The sequence below is a fragment of the Staphylococcus caprae genome (assembly GCF_002902725.1).
GTDB classification, from domain to species: domain Bacteria; phylum Bacillota; class Bacilli; order Staphylococcales; family Staphylococcaceae; genus Staphylococcus; species Staphylococcus caprae.
The window spans coordinates 14,561-39,704 of sequence record NZ_PPRT01000048.1; the positions used below are offsets into that span (position 1 = coordinate 14,561).

Genomic DNA, 25,144 nt, shown 5'->3' on the forward strand with positions numbered 1-25,144 from the left:
GTGTCATCATGCGATTATATTACCTAGGTCCAAAGGGAACTTTTTCTTATTTAGCTTCACAAAAATTTATATCTGAAAATGAAATAGAATATTCAGCAAAAACTAATCTTCACGAGGTCATTAAAGCAGTGTCTAGTAACGATCAATCTGTAGGCATTGTACCTATAGAAAATTCAATTGAAGGTACTATTAATATCGTTGCTGATTCATTAGCCCAACAACAAATTTATGCACATGGAGAAATTCACTTAGACATCAATTTTGCATTGTACGGTAATGGAACAGACAGTTTGAAGGACATAAAGAAGGTTTACTCGATTGCGCCAGCTATCAGCCAAACAACCAATTATATTCATCAGCATCACTTTTTATATGATTATACTGACAGCACGATTCAAAGTTTGGATAAGATTGATAAAGGTATAGGGGCGATTGCGCCGCTGGGTAGCGGAGAGACATATGGATATCAACCCATAGACAAACATATTCAAGATTACCCACATAATGTCACTCGCTTTTTAATAGTTAAAAATCATACACATTTCGACAAAAATGCGAATACAACGATGTTTTTAATTACACCACAATATGATAAACCAGGTTTACTGGCAAGTGTGTTAAATACCTTCGCACTATTTAACATTAATTTATCGTGGATTGAATCAAGACCATTAAAAACGCAACTAGGTATGTACCGTTTCTTCGTTCAAGCAGATACACCTGTCACACATGATATTAATAAAGTTATTACAATTTTAGAAACTTTAGATTTTAAAGTAAAACTAATAGGTTCTTTTAATAAAAAACAATAAATTTATAAGTGTTGGGAGTGGAACAGAAATATAATTTAGCAAAATTATTTTCGTTGTCCCTCTCCCAACTTTCATTGATTGTAGAATTTCTTAAAAAGAAATTCTCTATGTTGGGGCCCCGCCGGCAAGGATGGCTAGGATTAAAAGAAGCTTGATATAAGCGCACTTTTAATTCAGACATCTACTGCCAATATGTTAAAGAAAGCTGAGACGATTAATTATGTCCCAGCTTCTTTATTTTCTTCCTTTTTGTTCATTCTTCAAAGATATGCGTGCGTTTTATTCTATATTGATTTTTTCTATTTGAAGAAATGGTTCTTCTTGGTTTAACGTAAGATCTTTAATATCTTCTAAATGTAACGTTTGAGAGGCGTCATCAAAATAATTACCAGCAATAAATACTTGGTGATGTTTAACATTATTGTAATTTCTGATATGAATTGCGTCTCTTTCCATTTTTCCGATAAATATATTTCCGATGACGTTAAAGTTCTCACCTGCTTGCGTTTCCATCACTTGTCCTGTGACAGGATCAGCCGCATTTTTTCCATCTTTAACACCAAGGAAGCGTATTCCTCCATTACACATTCTAAATTCATTATTTGTAATGAATGTATTTTTAGATTTTAAAGGTGTTAACGCAAATTCATTCAGTTGGTCAAATATGTTATTTCTAATATGAATATTATCGTAAAATCTGTCATATCTGCTCGCGTGTGAACCAATCGCTCGGTTCCATGCTTTCATTTTCGGGTTATCGGAGTCACCAAAATAACAATTCTCTATAACTACATTCTTAGTAATCGTTCCATCTGTTGTGCCAAATTTAGGAAATGCGCCTGGGACTTGAATGTCTAGTTGCACCGCTTCAGAAAATGAACGGTCACCATCAATATCAAGAAATCCTTCAAATGAACAATTCGTAATATGTAATCCATTTAAGCCACATGCGTCTAGGGCGTGGCCACCTACAATATTTTTAAATGTCACTCCATTTAGTTGAATATCCTCTGCGTGCCCTATACTCATAGCAGTATTATTATATGGATAATCTCCCCCATTCATATCGAAGGTACCACCTTTAATATAGATATGACTATTACCCGAATAACCATAGTATAAAATATATGATTTTCCATTTTTTAGTAATGCATCTTTACCTACGCGCAAAAGTACCGCTTCATCATCAAGTAATAACGTCGTAGAATCATAAATGACTAGCGCTTTTCTAATATGGTAAGTGCCTTTAGGTATAAATACGGTATGTTCCCCGTGCTTTGCATAGTTTAACGCCTTCTGAATTGCTTTAGTATCCTTGTATTTACTTTCTCCTTTGAGTCCAAAATCTGCAGCATTAATTAACATAACAGTTTCCTCCATTTTAATTGAAAATAAAGATTGTGCGGTTAAGGCGAACTCTATATACTAAAGTTAGATTTTATTAATGATATGTTATTTAATTTCAAAAATGAGTCAAACTGTCGATAAATTTTATCGCTCTTTGTCGAAATGCTCATCATTTTTTAATTACATATCAAAAAGTCTTAGTTATATATAAATATACCAATCTAATACTTTTTAAACACATTTGAGAGAGGATGTTTTTATGAGTAAAAATGCATTAATTATAGTGGATTATTCTGTGGATTTTATTGCTGATAATGGGAAACTTACATGCGGGAAGCCAGGTCAAGAAATAGAGAACTTTATCGTTGATCGCATTCATTCATACATTGATCATCAAGATGAGGTCATCTTTACAATGGACTTACATTATGAGAATGATCAATATCATCCTGAAACACAATTATTCCCTCCTCATAATATTTACGGTACGGAAGGTCGTAATTTATATGGAAAAGTAGGCAGTTTATATCAAACAATTAAAGATAATACACACGTGCATTATTTAGATAAAACAAGGTATGATTCTTTTTATGGCACTTCATTAGATAGCTTGCTAAGAGAAAGAAATATTAAAAATGTAGAAATTGTTGGTGTATGTACAGATATTTGTGTACTTCATACCGCTATTTCAGCATATAATTTAGGTTATCATATTACGATACCTAGTAAAGGTGTCGCGTCTTTTAATCAAGAAGGACATACTTGGGCACTTTCGCATTTCAAAAACTCACTAGGTGCTAAGGTAGAAGATTAAACTTAAATCATGCTAAAATATGATTAAATATAAAAGAATAAGGAGATATTGAAAATGACAAAAACTTATATATTCGGGCATAAAAATCCAGATACTGACGCAATTTCTTCAGCAATTATTATGGCTGATTTTGAACAACAAACAGGAAACACTGAAGCTAAAGCATATCGTTTAGGCGAAGTAAGTGCTGAAACACAATATGCATTAGATTACTTCAAAGTGGATGCGCCAGAATTATTATCTGAAGACTTAAATAATGAAGAAGTTATTTTAGTAGACCATAACGAATTCCAACAAAGTGCAGATTCAATCAACGATGCTACAGTAAAACACGTGATTGATCATCACCGAATTGCTAACTTCGAAACAGCAAGTCCTCTTTATTACAGAGCAGAACCTGTTGGTTGTACTGCAACAATTTTATATAAAATGTACAAAGAACGTGGCTTTGAAATTAAACCTCACATTGCTGGCTTAATGATTTCAGCAATCATTTCAGATAGTTTATTATTCAAATCACCTACATGTACTCAAGAAGATGTAAATGCTGCTCAAGCATTAAAAGATATTGCAAATGTCGATTTAGATAGCTACGGTCTTGATATGTTAAAAGCAGGTGCTTCTACTACTGATAAATCTGCTGAAACTTTATTAGACATGGACGCTAAATCATTTACTATGGGTGACTATGTGACTCGTATTGCACAAGTAAATACTGTAGATATCGATGAAGTATTAAACCGCAAAGATGAGTTAGAAAAAGTAATGTTAGAAGTGAGTGCAAATGAAAAATATGATTTATTTGTACTTGTAGTTACTGATATTATTAATAGCGATTCTAAAATTTTAGTTGTGGGTGCTGAGAAAGATAAAGTCGGTCAAGCATTTAATGCACAATTAGATGATGGTATGGCATTCTTATCAGGTGTAGTATCTCGTAAGAAACAAGTCGTACCTCAAATTACTGAAGTATTATCTTAATTCCATCTAAATCTTTAATATAGTGGCTAGGACTTTCCTAGTATGTATGCTCCTAAATGAATTTTAAGTAAATTTATTTAGGGGCACATTTTATATTCATACATAGTTCATCTATTAAAAATTAACTTTTTCTTCTCTTTTTTAACTAAAGAATTGCATTTAAAAATTAATATTTGGGGTATAAATTTATTAAGTGAATTAATGTTTTTAAGCGATAGATTTCTGTGTTGTATCCCCCCTCTTGCATATAAATAAAAAAGGAGGTCATTTTGATGAATAATATTGAACAAAAATTTTACCAAAGTAAACAATTCTTCAAAACCAATAAAACCAAGGAACTTAAATTTCGTAAACATCAATTGAAAATTTTACGCAAAAGTATTAAAAACCATGAAAATGAATTACTTGAAGCACTCGAAAAGGATTTAGGTAAAAATAATGTAGAGGCATATGCTACAGAAATTGGCGTACTTTTAAAAAGCATTAAAATTGCTCGTAAAGAATTAAAAAATTGGACTAAAACAAAGCAAGTGGACACACCACTATATTTATTCCCGACTAAAAGTTATATCAAAAATGAACCTTATGGCACAGTCTTAATCATAGGACCTTTCAATTATCCTGTTCAATTAGTTTTTGAACCTTTGATTGGCGCTATAGCTGCAGGAAATACTGCAATTGTAAAACCATCAGAACATACACCTAACGTAGCAACAGTTATCAGAAATGTAATTGAAGATTCTTTTGACTCTAATTATATTTCTGTTGTCGAGGGCGGGATTAATGAAACTCAGACTTTAATCCATCTACCTTTTGATTATATGTTCTTTACGGGTAGTGAAAAAGTTGGCAAAGTTGTTTATGAAGCTGCAGCTAAAAATTTAGTACCTGTAACTTTAGAATTAGGTGGCAAATCACCAGTGATTGTTGATGACACTGCTAATATTAAAGTTGCTAGTGAGCGAATAAGTTTTGGTAAGTTTACAAATGCAGGTCAAACTTGTGTTGCTCCAGATTATATACTGGTTGATCGCAAAGTTAAAAATGACCTTATTGATGCATTAAAACAAACTATCACTGAATTTTATGGAAAAAATATAAAAGAAAGTCCTGATTTTGGAAGAATTGTTAATGAAAAACATTATAATCGTCTAAATGAGTTACTAGAAATTCATAAAAATAACATAGTATTTGGAGGGAAAAGTTCCAAAGAAGATTTATACATTGAACCTACAATACTTGAAAATATCAATGTTCAAGATAAAGTGATGCAAGAAGAAATTTTTGGCCCTATACTTCCTATTCTTACTTATGACAGCTTTGATGAAGCAATTGAAATTATTCAAAGCAAGCCTAAACCTTTAAGTTTATATTTATTTAGCGAAGATGAAAATGCGTCTCATCGTGTATTAGATGAACTATCATTTGGTGGTGGCGCAATTAATGATACGCTCATGCATGTCGCTAACCCTAATTTACCATTTGGTGGTGTTGGTGCCTCAGGTATTGGACAATATCACGGTAAATATTCATTTGACACATTTAGTCATATGAAATCATATACTTTTAAGTCAACTCGATTAGAATCAAGCGTCTACTTCCCTCCTTATAAAGGTAAATTTAAATATATCAAAGCCTTCTTTAAAAATTAAAAATCATTTGAATTAAGCTCCACATGTACATGGTCGATTCATTACATGTGGAGCATTTTATTAGAAGAGCACACATACTCCCTCAGGCGCACTTTCGTGATCATCTATGAAAGTGAGTTTCCCTGTAACATCATCTCGTTCAAATACTGTGACTTTGGAATCCCCTTCTTGATGTGCACAAACGATATATTTATCATCTGGAGCAATATTAAAATCCCTTGGGAACACATCTCTAGTTGTTTGTATATCAACGATTTTCAATGATTTACCATTATCTACAAGTTCATAAATAGCTATACTATCATGACCGCGATTACTTACATATAGATGCTTTTGATCGTGAGACAATCTAACAGCAGCTAATTTTGTTTCCTCTTTAAAATCTTGCGGAATTGTTAGATGGCGTTCTATTTCTTTAAATTCACCATCATGATATTCTGTTACACTAACATAATTCGATAATTCATGAACCACGTAAGCATATTTACCATTATCATTGAAAGTAATGTGTCGTGTACCATCCGCTTCTTGAAATTGTGAAACTGCATATTCTTTAAAGCCATTTTCTCCATATGTATAAGTGACAATTCTATCTGTACCTAAATCCGCCGCCACAACATATTTATTATCTGGTGTTTCACTTAAAAAATGAACATGTGAATCGTCTTGTCGCTCATGTGGTCCTGTAGGATAATCATGTTCTAATTCTTCAATCAGTGTTTCGATTTCTCCAGTATTTTTATTTAATTTATATAATCGAGCGATGCCAGCACCATATACTGCTTCAAATAAATAATTACCATCTTTAGAAACCTGAATATAGCAACCTGTTCCATTCTTAGATGCTAAGCATTTATTAATTAATTCTAATTCACCGTTATTTTTAATTTTGAAACTTGCAATGCCACAATCTTCTCCCTCTTTTGTTATTGCATATAAGAAATTTTCATTTCTAGTAAGATAGGTTGAAGCTTCAATTTCATATCCTGTTTCAACGTTTTTAATAGTCCCCTCTAATTCATTTAATTCAAAACGGTAAATACCTTTACCATTTTTCTTTGTATAAGAACCGATGTATCCAATAGTCATATTAATCCCTCCATTAGATTGATGTTGTTTTAATTTTAACTTTAACTATGATTAATTTACAATTAAAACTTGTTCACTGGTAATAACTCTAGATAAAAAATTCAAGTATTGATATTCTTGATTATGTTATTTAAAACAAATCATTTATTTACTCTTATAAAGAAAGTTGAGTGAACCTTTATGGTTTTTCTAGCAATAGCTATTTTTGTTATAACTTTGCTCTTTGTTATTTGGCAGCCGAAAGGTTTAGATATAGGCATTACTGCTGTTATCGGTGCCATTATAGCTATAGTAACTGGTGTTGTATCATTTTCCGATGTTATTAAGGTTACCGACATAGTTTGGAATGCTACATTAACATTTGTAGCGATTATATTGATATCTTTAATTTTAGATCGAATTGGATTCTTTGAATGGGCTGCTTTACATATGATTACTGCTTCTAAAGGTCACGGTTTTAGAATGTTTATATTGATCATGACTTTAGGCGCTATAGTTGCAGCTTTATTTGCAAATGATGGTGCTGCACTTATACTCACACCCATTGTATTAGCCATGGTGAGAAGTCTAGGTTTTGATAAAAAGACTATATTTCCATTCATCATAGCTAGTGGTTTTATCGCAGATACTACTTCTCTCCCACTTATTGTGAGTAATTTAGTGAATATTGTTTCTGCTGATTATTTTAATATCACATTTATTCAATACGCTTTAAAGATGATGATTCCTAATATTTTTTCATTTTTGGCTAGCGTTCTTGTACTTTGGCTTTATTTTAGACGTTCACTTCCAAGATCTGTAGATATTAATCATTTAAAAACACCTCAATCAGTCATCAAAGATAAAAAACTTTTTAACATCTCATGGATTGTGCTCATTGTTTTATTATTTGGTTATTTAGTGAGTGAGTTTATTAAAGTACCTGTAGCGTTTATTGCATTAGCTGTTGCCTTTATTTTCTTACTTCTAGCAAGTCGTTCAGAAGCCGTTCGTACTAAAGAAGTTTTAAAAGGCGCACCTTGGAATATTGTGGTATTTTCAATAGGAATGTATCTCGTAGTTTATGGATTGAAAAATGTAGGTATCACTTTAGTATTAGGAAATATTTTACATTCCTTTTCAGTTCACGGACTATTGAGTAGCGTTATAAGTATGGGATTTATAGCAGCGTTCCTTTCATCGATTATGAATAATTTGCCAACTGTTTTAATTGATGCAATCGCTATTTCACAATCAAATTCTACCGGTTTAATTAAAGAAGGTATGATTTATGCAAATGTTATTGGCTCTGATTTAGGTCCTAAGATTACACCTATTGGATCTTTAGCGACACTATTATGGCTCCATGTGTTAACTCAAAAAGGTATAAAAATTTCTTGGGGAACCTATTTTAAAACAGGAATTATTGTTACCCTCCCTGTACTATTTATAACGTTGTTAGGACTATATTTTACTCTAATTATTTTTTAAAATTTAACATTCACCTCTTGCTGACTATAAAACTCAAAAATATAGTCAGCAATTTTGTATTGCAAAACAGAACAAATGTTCGTATAATAATTTATATCGGATGAGGTGATTGAAAATGACGTATATAAATAAAGAAACAGATTATCGAAACATTCCACGTGAAATGTTAGATAAGAATATACCAGCTGGTCGAGGCATGGTTAAGTGGGCACCCTTTGCTACATTACCTGAGCAGTTTGAAACAATTCATCAATATATGCTCGACCAAAATAAGATAGATAGACCTGTGCTTTCAGATGATCAACTGGCTCAATTAAATATACGCTTACATGAGGCTTTACAAAAATCCCAACCTGTTAATATCAAATTTTATAAAGAAGGCTATATTGATTTTGTTCAGCTTAATATACATCGCATAGATTCGTTGAATTTTGAAATTGAAGGTATAAAACCTAATACTACATACCATCAAAAGGTTTCAATCTTAGATATTATTGATATTACCTTCGCATAAAAAAAGTTGGCAATAGCTTAACTTTGAGCCGTTGCCAACCATTATTTAAAAATCAGCTAGTATACACTTAACTAATTAATTATTGTTTTCGATATCTGAAACAATTTCTTTTGTTTTTCTTTCAATATCTTCGAAATCTTTTTTGAAAATATAAGCAAAGGCAACAACACCTACGCCTACAACAACTGTAGTAATAGCTAATAAGCTAAATACAAATTTAAATAAACCTTTAATAAAGTTCCACATTACTTTTCACCTCTAAAATTAATATGCATATCTACAATACAATATGATAGCATACTTATCTTCTTCGATAAATAAATACCCGTTTCAAAAATGATTATTCTCAATATAAGTAAGAATTATGGTAATATGACAAATAAAGATTAATTTAATTATTTTAAATCTAAGTAAAAATAGCATAAATAATAAAGTATCATGCGTATTAACTTAGCCACCATGATTTAACTGAATCAGCAATTGCTCTACAACGATCTGTAAACATAGAAATCACTCCCATAAATATTAAAAATTCCCCAACTAAAATACAATTCGATTGTATTATTTCAACTAATGTAATGCAATTAACATTAAGTTAATTTCCTATTACATTAAAGTAAACATTTGAAAAGAGAGGATGTTCTGAATGCAAAACGTACAATCTGATATTATGACTCATCGTGGTTCCCACTACGATTTAGGAGTTGAAACAGCAAAATGGTTACAAACGACTCCCCTTTTAAAAAATCGTGAAAAGGAATGGAGAAAAAGAAATCCTCGCTTTGATATAGATGTAAAAGAAACATATCATATCTTTCAAACATATGCTCCGAAAATATGGGATGAGCTCATTGGTATGCAAGACGTGCTTAACCTTCCAACTAAACAGATCATCCTAAATTTTGGTCATTACCGCTTTACAGATTTAAAAGACAGTGGTTGTACAGTTTTTAAGGGGACAGACTATTTAATACGTAATTATGATTATCACCCAGCAACATATGATGGAAGATATTTACTTTTCCAACCAAATGATAGTGGTTTGGCTCAAATAGGTCCTACTTCGAGAGTGACAGGCAGAATGGATGGGATGAATGAATGTGGACTAGTAATGGCTTATAATTTTATGCATCGTAAAAAGCCGGCCAACGGTTTTGTTTGTTATATGATAGGCAGACTTATTCTTGAAAATTGTAAAGATGTTCATGAAGCTATTCGACTTTTAAAAGAAATTCCTCATAGAAGTTCATTTAGCTACATTTTAATGGATAAGAATTTAAACTATGCGATAGTTGAAGTGACACCACGTTCAATTAATGTGAGATATGACCCAATATGTACAAATCATTTCGAATTATTAACCCATGAAAATCGCAATTACACGAAAGAGTCTAAAGAGAGATTAGAGCGAGTTATCAAACATACGAATCACACTATTACTAAAGAAGATGCTTTCAAATTATTTAACGATCCACAATATGAGATTTACAGTAAACTCTTTAGAAGTTGGTCTGGCACCATTCATACATCTATTTATGAACCAAATACATTAACTGCTTGGATGGCACTCGGTGAGAATAACCATGCTACTGAAATAAACTTTTCAAAATGGTTAAATGGCGAAGAATTAAAATTTGATCATTTCAGAGGAGAAATTGACACTTCCTTGACTTTCGCAACTTATTAAAGTTTTATTTCGGACTAATGCGTGATGAATAAATATGAAAATAGCCCTTAAAATGAACTTTTAAATACATTCATTTTAAGGGCTATGATACTTAGAAAATGATACTGTCCGACTAAAATTAATCAACAGTTATATCACCATCAACAGTATAAAACTCTAAAATATTATTACTTTTACCTACTTTGCCTTCTTTAAAGTACTTATTGTTAACAACTTTTTTACCTCGACCAGGATGTAATTTGAGTAATGTGTCGTTAGGTTTTTCTCCAAAGTTATATTTAATATTCCCTTGTTTCGTAGAGGCTTTAATATCATTTGAAGATTTCATATTCTTCATAAGAATATCACCTCTATTCAATAAGAATATAGAATCTTTCAATTGGCTATGATTAACTAATATTTTGCCTAAATTCATTTTTATATTACCTTTTTGAACAGTAGAATCATTAATATTGGCTTTTCTACCAGAGCTCCCAAAATTTAAATTATTCAAATTTGAATTATCCATTGAAAATAGACGGTGATTGATAACAGTTGTATTATTTACCTTCAAATTTTTTAAATGTATATCACCGATAAGCGAATCTACATTCAAGTTTTTCAGTTTTTTATCTGGAACTTCTAAAGTAAGTTTTTTCTTATTTCGATGAAAAGGATTAAAATTTAAACCATAGCCTCTGTTAGTCGCTCGCTTTTCTGTTACTTTTAGTGTATTTCTTTTTTTGGAGACGAAAATATCATTATCTCCTTTATAGTCGATTTTAAATTTTTTACCTTCTATAACATTTATTTCTGAACCTATCGTATTTACAGATACATTACTAAAATTGTTACTAAACGTTTTGTAGTAATTTTGCTTTTCATAAGTAGCTTTATCAAAAGCAAACCATGTTATCGTTCCACCAATAAAAAACACAATAAATATAATTAAACCGCTAATGAAAAGCTTCTTCATTCTCTAACGCTTCCTTTAACTGTTTTTATGTACCATAGTAAATATCTTAAAATCAGTTTATGTACTATATGCATAATTTTAAAGGTTAAAACAATAAAAATAATTCCTAAACCGGCCAATGAAATCGAAAATAATATATTACTTATTGAGTTATGAAAACCATTAAGTAATGAATAAACGATTAATATTATAGGAGAAAATAAAAGACAAATTGATAAAAACAATAAAATCAAAAGAAGTAATGCGATAATCACGACAGGTATCAATATAATAAATATCGATAAGATTCCCAAACTTAAAGATGCAAAGATTGCCTTAGCTATATTTTGAATCGTAGGTTTAGAACTAGCGTAACTAATAGCACTTTTTGCCTTAATTTCTTTAGCTATGTCATAAGGGTCCTTTAATTTTTTTACAATTTGCTCTTCATTATTGCCCTTGAGTTCCTCTTCATAAAAAAGATTTTCATACTCGTACATCTTATTATCCTTTTCATTTCTAGGAAGCTCATCCAAGGCTAATTCTAATTCATTTAAAAAAGTAATCTTATCCATATATTGTCACTCTTCCTGAATTTGAATTAAAGAATATGCAATAGCGTACATTCCTCAACTAAACTTATTTACTGAAGAATTCTATTCTTTTTACTACTTCATCTTTATAAAGTATGCTTAACTTCATTTTATGCTCACGATCTATATATGTAATTGATTTATAATGCTTACCAGCAATATTTCTTTTATAGCTGTCTCCGAGTTCGTCTATTACTTCATCAATCGAATCGCCAATTTTAATGCCAAAATTTGTTTTAACATTTTTATCTTTGACTAGAACAATACCTTTTATAGTATGGTTTTTATTTTTTACTTTAACTGTTAAATCTTTATGATTTTCATCATTATAAAATTTAAATCTATCTAATTTAACCTTCTTATTTAATACATATCCTTTTTCTTTAAAATGTTCATTCAAACTAATGTTGTTAATAGTATAATTGGATAAATCTACGGTCTTAATACTTTTATAGTACATAATTCCGAATAGTAAAATGATTGCTCCAATCAAAAAAAGGGTTGAAATCACCCATCGATTTTGTATTCGCACTTGAGTCACCACTTTCACTCTTGTTCTAACTAATATAGCATAAGGAATTTTGAGTTTCATCTAACAACTTAGTCACATTGTGAATCACGTTCGAATTAAGTTAATTAATATCTTTAAAGTTTAAAAATTGTTATAATATTCTAAATTATCAAAGGAGGTTACTTATATGACAAGTTTACAAACATATTTTAATAGAAGTCAGTCGCTAGAACAGTACATTGAACAAATGAAAGACAACAAAGAGAATTTATTGTCAATTTACAAATCCTTTAGCCCCCCTACAGATGATGATCGTATAAAGCAATTACAACAAACAAATTATTCCAAGGTATTAGTCATCACTGAAGACTGGTGTGGAGATGCAATGATGAATCTCCCAATATTAAAACAAATCAGTGAAATATTAAACCTTGAAGTTAAAGTTTTTCATAGAGATGATGACACAAATCTCATTGACCAATACCTAACTAACGGCAAATCAAGATCTATACCTATATTTGTATTTATGAATGATTCATATGAACAAATCACTGTATGGGGTCCAAGAGCTAAAGAAGTTCAAACATTCGTCACTGAGCTTAGAAATGATAAATTGCCAAGTAAAGACCACCCTGATTATGATGACAAAGTAAAAGAAACGCATCTATTAATTTCCAATAGATTTAAAACTGATTCTTCATTTTGGAAAGCAGTATATAACTCAATCATTACTAAACTTTTGTATAAATAGAAATACTGAGGCATGTGCCTCAGTATTATCTGATTAAATATCTCTTTTAGCAGCATATAGAATGTCAGCAATAAATAATACAACGATTGAAGCAATTGAAATAAACCATTGCCAATGTGAGAATTTAATGTCTTCTGTCATTTTCTCAGTTAAGTAAGTGAATGGGATATACTTAAATGATTTTTGGATATCGTCACCAATGTGCGGGATTAAACCTATGAAAGGTTGTACGAATGGGACGATAAGTAATAAGAAAATCCCTAAAGTAAAGATTACTGCTGGCTTTTCAATAATTAACGTTAGTAATAATAAGAATAGTCCAAAGAATAGGAAGAATATAAGGTAAAACCAAATATTATTTAAGAATTTATCTCCATCAACGTTTGAACCTTTAGTAAATGCTTGAATAATAATGATTACAAGATAATGAAGTAACGTAAATAAGAGAGAAATTAACACTATTGAAATTGTCTTAGCAATAATGTATCCAATTCTACTACTTACCTTACTCATGTATAACTGAATCGTACCTTGAGAGTAGTCTCTAGTGATAGTTTTGATGATAAATAATAATCCAGCGAATAAGAATAACCAGTTTGCTAATATGAATACCATATTATTATCTACTTGGTGAGTCTTAGCGAATGCAGCTTGCATACTTGCTTGGAAGACAGTCATTCCTATAACTAGTATCAATGCAAGGTATGTTAAAGGACTTTTCAAAATACTAATTAAATCATATTTGACTAGTTGTAAAATTCTCATTATTTATCACCTCTCTGATTAATATTAAAGTAAGTATCACGTAAAGAGCTTTTGCGTGTTTCAATATATTTTGGATAAACCTCTTTTTGAGATAATGATTTAAGTAGTGGTTTATAATCTTTTTGAGCTTTAATCATTATTTCACCAGCATCTTTTTGTGACTGTTGTACTTTATAATGTTCAGTTAGATATTCTAATGTTTTGTTGAAGTCTTCATTTTCGACAGTGATAATTGTAGTGTCTTCAGGGCCACCATCTTTCATGTTCACATCTTGAACAAAATGACCATCTCTTAGGAATATCGCTCTATCACAAATTAACTCAATATCTTCTAACTTATGACTAGAAATTAAAATTTTCATTTCTAATTGTTTTACTAAAGATTGAATTGTTTTTAATACATCGATTGAACCATCAGGATCCATGCCGTTAGTAGGTTCATCTAATATTAAATATCTTGGTTTATTCATAAGAGATACAGCTATTGCTAATTTTTGTTTCATACCCATTGAATATTTTTTTACTTTTTTCTTAATATAAGGTCTCATACCAAAAGCATCGATAATATGATCTGAGTACTCTTTATCGAAATCTTTTCCTAATACTTGAGCAAAAAGTTTCAAATTATATAAGCCAGACTTATTATCATAAAGTTTAGGATGTTCAATTAAGAAACCTACATTTTCGTCTTTAGATAAATCTACTTTACCTTGATAATTGATGATATTACCATTCATAATTTTCATCAAAGTTGTCTTACCTACACCATTTTTACCTATAAGACCAACAATTTGACTGTTTGCAAAATCAAAGTTGACATCATCTATGACTGTATTTTGTCCATATTTTTTAGTAATACGTTCTAATTTCATAATAGACCTCCCTCTAGTGATTAGTTTTTAATTTTTTTTATTTGAATCACGTAATTAATAATTAAACAGATGATGCTTATCATCAATAATCCATAATTTAAAAAGTATGAATAAATAGTAGGGATATGACTATCATTTCGAGTAATATAATTAATCAAAATGAATATAGCAGAAAGAATAATCGGTAATACAATCATAATTCCGAATACATATCCTATATAAGGTACGTCCTTATTCTTTTGTTCTGTACTTTTTCTAAAAGCGATTGGAATAGAAAAGAAATTCGCTATTATAAATGAATATGTTGTTGAAAAAGATATCGAATCCGTTTTAATCGTATTCGTTTCATATCCATATAGACTAATGATTAAAGCACCAATCAAAGTTAATACTATGCAACTGATGTAGTTGGCATTGAGTAAATCCTTTTTTGAAACTGGCAAACTACCAAAGAACAAGTAAGACTGTGAACCACCTAACCTGCGATTAATCCTAAATAGATGTCCAGCATCGACTAAACAAATAATCGTTAAAATGACACCCATCGGACCAGATACAACAGAGAAGACTAGATGATGTTTATCAATTAAATGATAAAAAGGAAAGAATAGTAATAATAATCCATAAATTAAAAGTGTCCATCGTCGAAGTTTAATGTTTCTTATTAGAAGTTGTTTCATAAACTTTTCTCTCTTTGTTGATAATATTTAAAGTCTTTTTTCTTTTTATTTTTCTCTAAGTAAATCATTAATTCTTCGATTGTAGGATTTTTAATTTCTATTCTATTTCCAAATAACTCTTTAAACGTTTGATAGTGTTCAGTAAGGCCTATGTAGCCAGTTTTTCTTATTTCTTTATATATTAATAGTTCCTCCAACTCTTGATCTAGGTCTTCATTGGAACCACTAATCACTTTATATTTTTCAAACAATTTATCTCTAGACTCATTGAAAATAATCTCTCCATCTCGTAGATAAACAATATAATCTGCTATTTTCTCTAAATCTGAAATAATATGTGTAGATAAAAACACTGTTTTATCTTCATCAATCAATTCTTGTTGTATAATCTCAAGTAATTCATTCCTTACAAGAGGATCTAAACCAGATGTAGGTTCATCTAGAATGAATAGTTCTGCATGATGGCTAAATGCAACTGCTAATGATAACTTCATTTTCATTCCAGTTGAGAATGTTTTTATTTTCTTATTGTAAGGAAGTTGGAAAAACTGAAGATAATTAATAAATAATTTATGATCCCAATCTTTATAAAATGGTGCGACTATATTTTCTAACTTTTTAGCTGTCCATTTATCATTAAAATACGTCTCTGAATAAACAAAACCTATTTTATTTTTAATTTCAACAGGATCTGTCTTCATATTTTTTTCAAATACAGAAATTTGACCATTTTTAGATTGAATTAAATCCATAATTAAGCGAATAACTGTTGTTTTACCAGCGCCATTCCCACCTATAAAACCTGTTACAAAGCCCTTAGGAACTTCAAAGGAGATATCTTTTAACTGAAATTCGCTCGTTTGATAACTTACTTTTTTAAGCTCAATCGCGTTCATCAGTCTTCCTCCTCATAAATTAAAGTTAATATTTCTATCAATTCTTCTAAGGGCATCCCAATTGTTTTCGCCTCTTTAGACATTGTTTTCGCTAAATTCTCAATGACAAAGAATTGTTTCTCCTTAAGAATTGAATTATCTTGCTCCTTAACAAAGGTTCCTTTGCCTCTTATAGTAGTCACAAATCCATCCTTTTCTAGATCTTCGTAAGCTCGTTTAGTAGTAATTAAACTCACTTGCAAATCTTTAGCTAACTCACGCATTGATGGGAGGTGTTCGCCAGGAGCAACATAACCTTTTAAAATATTTTCTTTAATTTGTTGCTTAATTTGTTCATAAATGGGTTGTTCACTGTTGTTTTTCAAAATTAATTTCATTGATGTCCCCCTTTTCTTTCTGTATATACATAATATATACAATATATACAGATTTGTAAAGTGTATATATCAAATTACTTACAAATAAGTGCTTTCTAATGAAAAATTGAGTATAAAGTATATACACAAAAAGGCTTAAGCGAAGTAAACACTTCACTTAAGCCCATTCATTTCAATCAATTATTTCTTTCGACGCTCATTACTTCTATTTAGAAAAGCACAAATCATAAACATGATTGCTGCAAGTAGAAGTTTAACCCCTTGCGATTCGTGTCCTGTTGCTTGTAAATAGTAACCTACTACAAAAAGCACAACCGCTAAACCTACTAATATTTTAGTTAAGTGCTTCATCATTTCACCTCAATACAATAAAAATTATATCAAATAAAAGTTTATCAATGAAGTTATCTAGAAGAATTTATTGCTTTAGGGTTTAATGTACCAATATAAAACAAGCCTTATATCATCGCTTTATAATTAGGATTAATAAAATATTGTTTGCTGTATATTTAGTGCAATGTTATAATTTAATTGTATCCACGAATTATACTACACAACCCCAGGTCTGGTACCAGCAGACTTGGGGTTTTTTTGTGTTCGGTCATCTCTTGTCTTTCCATTTAATTTCTAACCATATTCGAAAGACAACAAGTACGCCACCTGTAATCAATGTTATTAAACCGTCTTGCCACCACGTCATTATACTACACCTCCCAAATTGATTAGTGTCATATAAGATGATGACCTAACAATATTCTAACATAAAAACAGAACGTATGTTCGATTATGATTAGAAATTTTTCTTTTTTCATTCTTTGTAAACAATACTTTATCTTTAACCAAATTAAAGATAATATATATATAAACACTTTATTAAAGAGAGGTTAGAAAATGACGAGCCCTTTAGCCGAAAATCTAAACAACGATTTAAAACAGTCAAGCCTAGAAGTATATGAGATGTTGTCTAACTTAGGAAAAGAAATGTTCTATCCTAAAGGCATCTTATCTCAATCTGCCGAAGCTAAAAGTACGAAATACAATGCAACAATCGGGATGGCAACTAATAATAACGGTAAAATGTATGCTGATTCATTAAATCATATGTTTAATGATTTAACTCCTGATGAAATTTTTCCATATGCACCACCTCAAGGTATCGAAGCATTGCGCGACTTATGGCAAGAGAAGATACTTAAAGAGAATCATGATTTGACTAAGGATGTTATCAGTCGCCCAATTGTAACTAATGCATTAACTCATGGCTTATCATTAGTTGCTGATTTATTTGTAAATCCAGATGATACGATTCTTTTACCTACTCATAATTGGGGTAACTATAAACTCGTATTTAATACTCGACATAATGCAAACATTCAAACATACCCTATTTTCGATGATGAGGGTCATTTTACAACAGATTCACTTGTTGAAACCTTACAAAACTACAATAAAGATAAGGTAGTTATGCTCTTAAATTATCCAAATAATCCAACAGGTTATACACCTAACGTTGAAGAAGTTAAAACAATCGTTAGTGCGATTCAAGACCTTGCTAATAAAGGTACAAAGGTCATTGCAGTTGTTGATGATGCATACTATGGTTTATTTTATGAAGATGTATACACGCAATCTATTTTCACTGCTTTAACTCAAGTGAATTCTAAAAATATTCTGCCTGTTCGTCTCGATGGTGCAACAAAAGAATTCTTTGCTTGGGGCTTCCGCGTTGGTTTCATGACTTTTGGTACTGAAAATGAAACTACAAAAAATGTTCTCGAAGCAAAAGTGAAAGGTCTAATTAGAAGTAATATTTCAAGTGGCCCACTACCTTCTCAAAGTGCAATTAAGCACGTGTTACAGCATCATGATCAATTTGATAAAGAAATCGACGAAAATATACAAACACTTAAAGAACGTTATGAAATTACAAAAGAAGTTGTATATAGTGAACAGTATGCAGACTATTGGAAAGCATATGATTTCAACTCTGGATACTTCATGGCGTTAAAAGTTAATCACGTAAATCCTGAAACCTTACGTAAACATTTAATTGATCACTACTCAATAGGTATTATTGCATTAAATGACACAGATATTCGTATTGCATTTAGCTGCGTTGAAAAAGAAGATATTCCACATGTATTTGAATCTATTGCCAAAGCAATTGATGATTTGAGATAAATGAAAGAAGAGTTACTCTCATTAAAGCGATTGAGAGTAACTCTTCTTTGTTTTTATATAGTATCTTTTTTCTTACGTGACTTACGAATTAATATCAAGCCGATTAACAATATACTAGATATTAATGTTCGATTTGTTTCGTTAGTCTCTCCCGTATCAGGTAAAGTTTTATTTGTTTTAGGTTTTGATTTTGTTTTTGATTTTTCTTTTCCTTTTTCAGAGATATGTGCTTTCGTTTTTACTTTTGAGGTGTTAGTTTTATTTTTTTCTTTATTTATTAATTTTTGAGGCATTTTAATATTAATTACCTTACTTCTATCACTATTACCTCTATATTCAACTGTAGATATTACACTACCTGCTTCAACCGTCTCACTACTTATTGTTACTTTACCTGTAATGGAATCAAGAGAAATACCATTTATGTTTTTATTTATAGACCAAAGGGCTTCTTTTTTATTTACAGTAATTTGAATCGCTTTTCCTTTTTTATCTATAATTTGAATTTCAACTTTTGTTGCTCCATCATTTGGTTTTACTGTAACCGTTGCTTCTTTTTCATTTGCACTCACAATTGGTGGCTCAGGTGTGGCTTCTTTTCGTGGCATTGTTACTTTGCTTGATTCACTAGCGTCGCTATTACCTTTTGTTTCACTCGCTGTTACTTCACTTTCTTGTTGTACCGCAGTGTAACTGATTGTGACTTCACCTGTGTTTGGATTGATGGAGATGCCTGGGACTTCTGTATCTAGGATCCAACTTGTCCCCTCTTTTGTAACAATAATTGCGCTTGCTTGCCCATCCTTATTTGTGTAATGAATTTCTAACTTTGTTGAGTCATCATTTGGAAGGATACTCACATTCGCTTGCGCTTCGTTAGCATTGACCGTTGGCGCTTCTGGCGTTGACTCTTTACGAGGCATTGTTACTTTACTTACTTCACTTTCGTCACTATTAGCTTTGGTTTCACTCGCTGTTATTTCACTTTCTGGTTGGACTGCTGAATAACTGATAGTTACTTCACCAGTGTTTGTGTCTAAAGTGATGCCTGATTCTTGTTTGTCTAATGTCCAAGTAGAACCCTCTTTAGTTGCAGTAATTGTGCTTGCTTGTCCATCTTTATTTGTGTAATGAATTTCTAATTTGTTAGATTCATCTACAGGGACGATACTCACGCTTGCTTGCATTTCATTTGCACTAACAGTTGGCAGTTCAGGTGTTGACTCTTTGCGTGGCATAACTGTTTTACTTTCTCCACTTTCATCACTATTACCTTTATTTTCTGTTGCAATAATATCACTTTCTGGTTGTGTTGCTTGATAACTTATTTCCACTTTCCCTGAATTTGGTTCGATTGTGATGCCTGGGACCACTTTATTTAAAGACCATTGTTGATTAATTTTACTTGCTGTAATAGTACTAATTTGATCTTCTAAATCTAAGTATTTAATAACTACTTTTGTAGATTCGTCGTTAGGAATTACACTCACACTTGCTCGATCTTCATCAGTAACGATTGTTGGAGATGTTGGTGTTTGCTCTTTGCGTGGCATATTTACTTTGCTTGTTTGACTCGCATCGCTATTGCCATTGGTTTCACTTGCAGTTATTTCACTTTCTGGTTGAACTGCTGTATAGCTAATTGTAACTTCACCAGTGTTAGTGTTTAAAGTAATGCCTGGGACTTCTGTATCTAGAATCCAATTTTGTTCTTCTTTTGTTGCGATAACTGTAGTTGTTTGGCCTTCTTTATTTGTAAAACTAATTTCTAACTTTGTGGACTCACCGTTTGGAAGAATACTTACATTTGCTTGTACTTCATTTGCATTTACAGTTGGCGCATCCGGCGTTGATTCCTTTCGTGGCATTGTTACTTTATTTAATCCACTTGAGTCACTATTGCCTTTGGTTTCGCTCGCAGTTACTTCACTTTCCGCCTGAACTGCTGTATGGCTAATAATTACTTCTCCTGTGGTTGTGTCTAAAGTAATTCCTGGAACTTCTTTATCTATGCTCCAAATTGCTCCCTCTTTAGTTGTGATCGCTGTTTCCAGCTTGCCATCTTTATTTATGAATTGAACGATTACTTTTGTAGATTCATTGTTTGGAAGGATACTTACATTTGCTAAACTTACATCAGCTTTAACAGTAGGTGCTGATGGCGTTGACTCTTTGCGTGGCATCACTACTCTACCTACTTCACTTGCGTCACTATTTCCTTTTGTTTGACTTGCATTTACTTCGCTTTCAGGTTGAACTGCTGTATAGCTAATTGTAACTTCACCAGTAGTTGGCTCTATAGTTATCCCCGGAACTTCTTTATCTAGATTCCAAATCTCCCCTTCTTTGATAGCAGTAATTTTACTTGATTGCCCTTCTTTATTTGTAAAATTAATTTCTAACTTTGTGGACTCATCGTTTGGAAGGATACTTACATTAGTTTCTACATCATCAGTACTAACAGTAGGCGCCTCTGGCGTTGACTCTTTCCGTGGCATCTTTACTTTGCTTAGTTCACTTGCGTCACTATTTCCTTTGATTTCACTTGCAGTTACTTCGCTTTCGGGTTGGACTGCTGTGTAACTGATTGTGAGTTCTCCAGTATTTTCATTGATAGTAATTCCCTCTTCTTGTTTATCAAGCCTCCATGCTGTTCCTTCTTTATTAGCGTTAATCGAAATGATTTGGCCATCTGTATTTGTATAATTAACGATCACTTTTGTAGATTCATCATTTGGCTCCACATTTACATTTGCTTGTTCTACATTAGCGCTAACAGTTGGCGGTTCAGGTGTAGCTTCCTTTCTTGGCATAACTGTTTTACTTTCTCCACTTTCATCACTATTACCTTTTGTTTCTGTTGCGATAATGTCACTTTCTGGTTGTGTTGCTTGATAACTTATTTCCACTTTTCCTGTATTTGGTTCAATAGTGATGCCTTGAACCTGTTTATTTAGAGACCATTGATGATTGATTTTACTTGCTGTAACTGAATTAATTTGATCTTCTAAATCTAAATATTTAATAACCATTTTTGTAGATTCATCGCTCGGTGTAACAATCACACTTGCTTGTTCTTCATTAGCACTGATTGTTGGTGCTGGCGGCGTCGATTCTTTACGTGGCATTTTTACTTTGATTTCCTCACTCGCATCGCTATTGCCTTTCTTTTCACTTGCAGTTATTTCACTTTCCGGTTGAACTGCTAAATAACTGATAGTTACTTGTCCTGAATTTGAATTTATAGAAATTCCTGATACATCTTTATCCAAACTCCAAGTTGTTCCCTCTTTAGTTGCAGTAACTGTGCTTGCTTGGCCACCATTATTAATATATTGAACTACTACTTTTGTGGATTCATCGTTCGGTACGATATTCACATTCGCTTGTGCTTCATTGGCATTTACAATTGGTGGAACTGGTGTCTGCTCTTTACGTGGCATATTCACTTTGCTCTCTGGACTCACGTCACTATTGCCTTTTGTTTCACTTGCTGTTACTTCACTTTCAGGGTGTACTGCTGAATAACTGATTGTAACGTCGCCTGAGTTTGCGTCAATAGTAATTCCAGTTTCTTGTTTATTTAGTGACCATGTTGAACCTGTTTTAGTCGCGATGATTTCGCCAGCTTGATTTTCTTTATTCTTATATTTAATGACAATTTTTGTGGATTCTCCAACAGGTGTCACTGTCACGGTCGCATTGGTTTGATTAGCTTTGATTGTCGGTGCCCCTGGTGTCGTCTCTTTTCGTGGCATTGTTATTTCGCTTAGTTCACTATCAGCGCTGTTTCCTGTCGTTTCTGTAGCAGATACTTGACTCTCAGGTTGAACTGCTGAATAACTGATTGTAACGTCGCCAGTATTTTCATTAATTGTAATACCTGGGACTTGTTTATCTAATGACCATGTAGTATTTGACTTGGTAGCTAAGAGCGTATCATTTTCATTATTTGTATTATGATATGAAATTTTCACTTTATCTGCTTCTAGTGCAGGGCTTATAGTTACGTTAGCCTCTTGATTATTGGCATTCACAATAGGTTTACTAGGTGGAACCATCTTAAGTTCACCTTTTAAAACAACTAATTCATTAGTAACGGTATTAATCGTTGCTTGAGATGCTCTATTATCTAAAGCAACATTATTGTTTTCTTCATTCACAATATTTTGTGCTTCTGCAATTTTTTCTTTAAGCGCATTCCATGATTGATTTGTATAATTAGATTCTTTTAAATCACGAATATGAGCTTCAACTTCTGTCAATTTAGATTCTAAGTCAGTTTTATTCATTTTCAACGTGACTGTTTGAGTATTAACAGAATTGTTTCCTGTTTTTTGACTACCGTCACCACGGAAAGGCGCATTGGTCTTATATGATATTTGTCCATTTAAATCAACCAGTTTTGGTCGCATTGCCTCGAACTCTACTGTATACGAAATATCTTTCGTATTTCCACCATGTATATTACTTATATTCAGAGTTAGAGTATTGGTATTCGCATTATAATTACTATTAGCGCCAGTCGCTGAAATAAATTTTGAGTTTGAAGGAAGTACAACTTTATAAGTTGTCTCTTTTGATTGAGTGTGACCTTTATTTTCAACAGTTAAGGATACTGTTGCGCGTGCTACATTAGAAGTAGGAGTAGAAGCCACGGCATCATAGTTCACTTGGTTAATTCTTGACACTACATATGCACCGGTGTTGGCTGTTACACGGCTTACCGCACCCCCATAATAATTATTGGGATTATTACCAAATCCATCGTCACTATTTGAATCATGAGTAGTTATAAAGTTATTAGTCGAAATAGGTATGAATGTAATACGTACTTGATTCATATCATCCGGAATATTAACCATAGCCTTAAGCCAACCAGTAGGGAAATTTTGCATCGCATCAAGACGTTTATCAAATAGTGTTTGCGTTCCCTCTACATTTGATATCTTTAATTTAGCTCCAGCTACTCCATCTGAAAAAGCAGGGCTCGTTGATATAAAGTTAATGACTAATTCTGACCTTGGTGTAACATCTATATCTTGATAAATACCCGCTACTCGGGGGTCTACATCCGAACGATTCCATCCATTAGTCGTACGTGCTAAAACGACACCATAAGGATCTGTGTTATCACTCATAAAATTTGCATAGTCTTTAGCGGCTGGAGTAAAAAGTATAGGATATTCTGGATTAGCATCCTTTGATAAACTATGCCAATGATCTACTCCTCTGACGATTGTTAACTTATTCGACCTCGTAGGTAAGTTTCCTCCTGATACTTGTCGAAAGTCTCCATTTTTAATCGAAGCATCCGTTTCATTTTTACTTAATGGATCTGAGGAAGCTACTGTATTTGTTGCTGTATCTACTGCTCTAAAATATGAACCATGCGGTAAATGTTTAGGTTGACTATTTGTACTGATTCTAGTACGTGGAGGTGTGTGGATAGTTTCTTTGTTTTGAGTTCTTTGGTTATCATTATTAGTTAAACCATTTGAATCCATTGTAGTTTTATTTCGTAATTTACCTGCACTATTTAAGAATTTATAATAAAATCGATTCACTTCTTGTTGCGTCATATTACTATTAAGTACACGTTCAGCTTCATTCACATCCGCTTCAAAAGCTTTAATAGATTCTTCTGTTTTGGGACTTAAATCAATTGCTTTATATTGTGCAACAAGTTGGTTTAACTTACTCTTGTCTACAGAATTTTGCGTAGTAACTGGTTCAGGGTTCTTTTGTTCATTATTGACATTATTTACTTTTGTAATAGGTGTCGATTCTTTTGTTAAATCATTAGTTTGATTTAAGTTAGACTGTGTTTGAATTTGAACGTTAGTTTCTTTACTGTCACTAACATCAGCTTTGGCAAAATGGGTGTTTGCCATCATAAAAAATGCAGCTACAGCTACACTTGCTGCTCCAAAACCTTGATATTTTCTAATAGAAAAACGAGTGATTGTGTTATCTAAGTTGTATATTCTATTGTTTTTCTTCATGTTGTTGTCTCCTTATGTCTCTAGTTGTATAATAGAAAATTTTCTATCCAGTTATAGCCTATTCTAAAAATTAAATAAAATATCTTATAATTTCTAAAACTTTAAGTTAAAATATAACACTTAGCACGATTTTTTACAATTAAAAAATTGATAGTTTTGATGATTTTTTTGACGAAAATTAAAAGAGTACAAACAATAATGTCTGTACTCCAA

23 protein-coding genes are annotated in these 25,144 nt (G+C 31.8%); 9 read left to right on the top strand and 14 right to left on the bottom strand.

Annotation, left to right across the window (positions count from 1 at the left end):
* The first annotated feature begins 8 nt into the window (after positions 1-8).
* Positions 9-812: a prephenate dehydratase gene (locus tag CD155_RS09840; protein WP_103213222.1), complete on the top strand. Its 804-nt coding sequence runs from the start codon at positions 9-11 to the stop codon at positions 810-812.
* Positions 813-1,091: 279 nt separating this feature from the next.
* Here CD155_RS09840 and CD155_RS09845 read toward each other — a convergent pair whose 3' ends face one another.
* Positions 1,092-2,177 (bottom strand): glycosyl hydrolase family 28-related protein, encoded by a 1,086-nt coding sequence (locus CD155_RS09845; RefSeq protein ID WP_070873341.1) that lies wholly within the window; start codon positions 2,175-2,177, stop codon positions 1,092-1,094.
* A gap of 241 nt (positions 2,178-2,418) precedes the next feature.
* Between CD155_RS09845 and CD155_RS09850 the strand changes: the two genes are divergently transcribed.
* The 3 genes from CD155_RS09850 (at position 2,419) to CD155_RS09860 (ending at position 5,606) form a co-directional block, all read left to right on the top strand.
* Positions 2,419-2,973 carry a cysteine hydrolase family protein gene (locus tag CD155_RS09850; RefSeq protein ID WP_002445416.1) on the top strand — a complete coding sequence of 185 codons (555 nt, stop codon included), beginning with the start codon at positions 2,419-2,421 and terminating at the stop codon, positions 2,971-2,973.
* Between the two features lie 54 nt (positions 2,974-3,027).
* Entirely contained in the window at positions 3,028-3,954 is a 927-nt protein-coding gene (locus CD155_RS09855; RefSeq protein WP_103213223.1) for a manganese-dependent inorganic pyrophosphatase, read from the top strand.
* Positions 3,955-4,226: 272 nt separating this feature from the next.
* Positions 4,227-5,606 (top strand): aldehyde dehydrogenase, encoded by a 1,380-nt coding sequence (locus CD155_RS09860; protein WP_002445413.1) that lies wholly within the window; start codon positions 4,227-4,229, stop codon positions 5,604-5,606.
* Positions 5,607-5,666: 60 nt separating this feature from the next.
* On the opposite strand, the gene pglS is transcribed toward CD155_RS09860, so the two are convergent.
* Positions 5,667-6,695: a 6-phosphogluconolactonase gene (gene pglS / locus CD155_RS09865; RefSeq protein ID WP_103213224.1), complete on the bottom strand. Its 1,029-nt coding sequence runs from the start codon at positions 6,693-6,695 to the stop codon at positions 5,667-5,669.
* 180 nt (positions 6,696-6,875) lie between these two features.
* Between pglS and arsB the strand changes: the two genes are divergently transcribed.
* Both arsB and CD155_RS09875 read left to right on the top strand, forming a co-directional pair.
* Positions 6,876-8,165: an arsenite efflux transporter membrane subunit ArsB gene (gene arsB / locus CD155_RS09870; protein WP_103213225.1), complete on the top strand. Its 1,290-nt coding sequence runs from the start codon at positions 6,876-6,878 to the stop codon at positions 8,163-8,165.
* 115 nt (positions 8,166-8,280) lie between these two features.
* Positions 8,281-8,679 carry a YolD-like family protein gene (locus CD155_RS09875; RefSeq protein ID WP_070830481.1) on the top strand — a complete coding sequence of 133 codons (399 nt, stop codon included), beginning with the start codon at positions 8,281-8,283 and terminating at the stop codon, positions 8,677-8,679.
* Between the two features lie 75 nt (positions 8,680-8,754).
* On the opposite strand, the gene CD155_RS09880 is transcribed toward CD155_RS09875, so the two are convergent.
* Positions 8,755-8,925 carry a hypothetical protein gene (locus CD155_RS09880; protein ID WP_002435939.1) on the bottom strand — a complete coding sequence of 57 codons (171 nt, stop codon included), beginning with the start codon at positions 8,923-8,925 and terminating at the stop codon, positions 8,755-8,757.
* A 400-nt stretch (positions 8,926-9,325) separates the two neighbouring features.
* Between CD155_RS09880 and CD155_RS09885 the strand changes: the two genes are divergently transcribed.
* Positions 9,326-10,366 carry a C45 family autoproteolytic acyltransferase/hydrolase gene (locus tag CD155_RS09885; RefSeq protein ID WP_103213226.1) on the top strand — a complete coding sequence of 347 codons (1,041 nt, stop codon included), beginning with the start codon at positions 9,326-9,328 and terminating at the stop codon, positions 10,364-10,366.
* Between the two features lie 118 nt (positions 10,367-10,484).
* On the opposite strand, the gene CD155_RS09890 is transcribed toward CD155_RS09885, so the two are convergent.
* The 3 genes from CD155_RS09890 to CD155_RS09900 form a co-directional block, all read right to left on the bottom strand.
* Positions 10,485-11,321, bottom strand: coding sequence for a DUF4097 family beta strand repeat-containing protein (locus CD155_RS09890; protein WP_103213227.1), 837 nt, complete (start codon positions 11,319-11,321; stop codon positions 10,485-10,487).
* A complete protein-coding gene (locus CD155_RS09895) occupies positions 11,318-11,875 on the bottom strand; it encodes an HAAS signaling domain-containing protein (RefSeq protein ID WP_044466844.1) in 558 nt (185 codons plus the stop codon). Before CD155_RS09895 ends, CD155_RS09890 begins: the two co-directional genes overlap by 4 nt.
* Before the next feature lie 64 nt (positions 11,876-11,939).
* Positions 11,940-12,425, bottom strand: coding sequence for a hypothetical protein (locus tag CD155_RS09900; RefSeq protein WP_037541850.1), 486 nt, complete (start codon positions 12,423-12,425; stop codon positions 11,940-11,942).
* 166 nt (positions 12,426-12,591) lie between these two features.
* Between CD155_RS09900 and CD155_RS09905 the strand changes: the two genes are divergently transcribed.
* Complete coding sequence (locus tag CD155_RS09905; RefSeq protein ID WP_103213228.1) at positions 12,592-13,155, top strand: thioredoxin family protein; 564 nt, start codon at positions 12,592-12,594, stop codon at positions 13,153-13,155.
* Between the two features lie 33 nt (positions 13,156-13,188).
* On the opposite strand, the gene pmtD is transcribed toward CD155_RS09905, so the two are convergent.
* The 7 genes from pmtD to CD155_RS13125 form a co-directional block, all read right to left on the bottom strand.
* On the bottom strand, positions 13,189-13,920 hold the full coding sequence (pmtD, locus tag CD155_RS09910; RefSeq protein ID WP_070830489.1) for a phenol-soluble modulin export ABC transporter permease subunit PmtD: 732 nt from the start codon (positions 13,918-13,920) through the stop codon (positions 13,189-13,191).
* Positions 13,920-14,792 carry a phenol-soluble modulin export ABC transporter ATP-binding protein PmtC gene (pmtC, locus tag CD155_RS09915; RefSeq protein WP_103213229.1) on the bottom strand — a complete coding sequence of 291 codons (873 nt, stop codon included), beginning with the start codon at positions 14,790-14,792 and terminating at the stop codon, positions 13,920-13,922. The genes pmtD and pmtC overlap by 1 nt, the downstream gene beginning before the upstream one ends.
* 20 nt (positions 14,793-14,812) lie before the next feature.
* Positions 14,813-15,472 (bottom strand): phenol-soluble modulin export ABC transporter permease subunit PmtB, encoded by a 660-nt coding sequence (pmtB, locus tag CD155_RS09920; protein ID WP_103213230.1) that lies wholly within the window; start codon positions 15,470-15,472, stop codon positions 14,813-14,815.
* Positions 15,469-16,368 (bottom strand): phenol-soluble modulin export ABC transporter ATP-binding protein PmtA, encoded by a 900-nt coding sequence (gene pmtA / locus CD155_RS09925; protein ID WP_103213231.1) that lies wholly within the window; start codon positions 16,366-16,368, stop codon positions 15,469-15,471. The genes pmtB and pmtA overlap by 4 nt, the downstream gene beginning before the upstream one ends.
* Positions 16,368-16,745: a PSM export ABC transporter transcriptional regulator PmtR gene (pmtR, locus tag CD155_RS09930; RefSeq protein ID WP_002445393.1), complete on the bottom strand. Its 378-nt coding sequence runs from the start codon at positions 16,743-16,745 to the stop codon at positions 16,368-16,370. The genes pmtA and pmtR overlap by 1 nt, the downstream gene beginning before the upstream one ends.
* Before the next feature lie 180 nt (positions 16,746-16,925).
* Positions 16,926-17,096, bottom strand: coding sequence for an SE1626 family protein (locus tag CD155_RS09935; RefSeq protein WP_103213232.1), 171 nt, complete (start codon positions 17,094-17,096; stop codon positions 16,926-16,928).
* A gap of 250 nt (positions 17,097-17,346) precedes the next feature.
* Positions 17,347-17,445, bottom strand: coding sequence for a Trp-rich small protein (locus CD155_RS13125; RefSeq protein WP_002445390.1), 99 nt, complete (start codon positions 17,443-17,445; stop codon positions 17,347-17,349).
* A 191-nt stretch (positions 17,446-17,636) separates the two neighbouring features.
* Here CD155_RS13125 and CD155_RS09940 point away from each other — a divergent pair, with 191 nt between their 5' ends.
* Positions 17,637-18,926 (top strand): aminotransferase class I/II-fold pyridoxal phosphate-dependent enzyme, encoded by a 1,290-nt coding sequence (locus tag CD155_RS09940; protein ID WP_103213233.1) that lies wholly within the window; start codon positions 17,637-17,639, stop codon positions 18,924-18,926.
* Positions 18,927-18,979: 53 nt separating this feature from the next.
* Here the strand turns inward: CD155_RS09940 and CD155_RS09945 are convergent, their stop codons facing one another.
* A complete protein-coding gene (locus CD155_RS09945; protein ID WP_103213234.1) occupies positions 18,980-24,931 on the bottom strand; it encodes a SasC/FmtB family protein in 5,952 nt (1,983 codons plus the stop codon).
* Positions 24,932-25,144 lie beyond the last annotated feature (213 nt).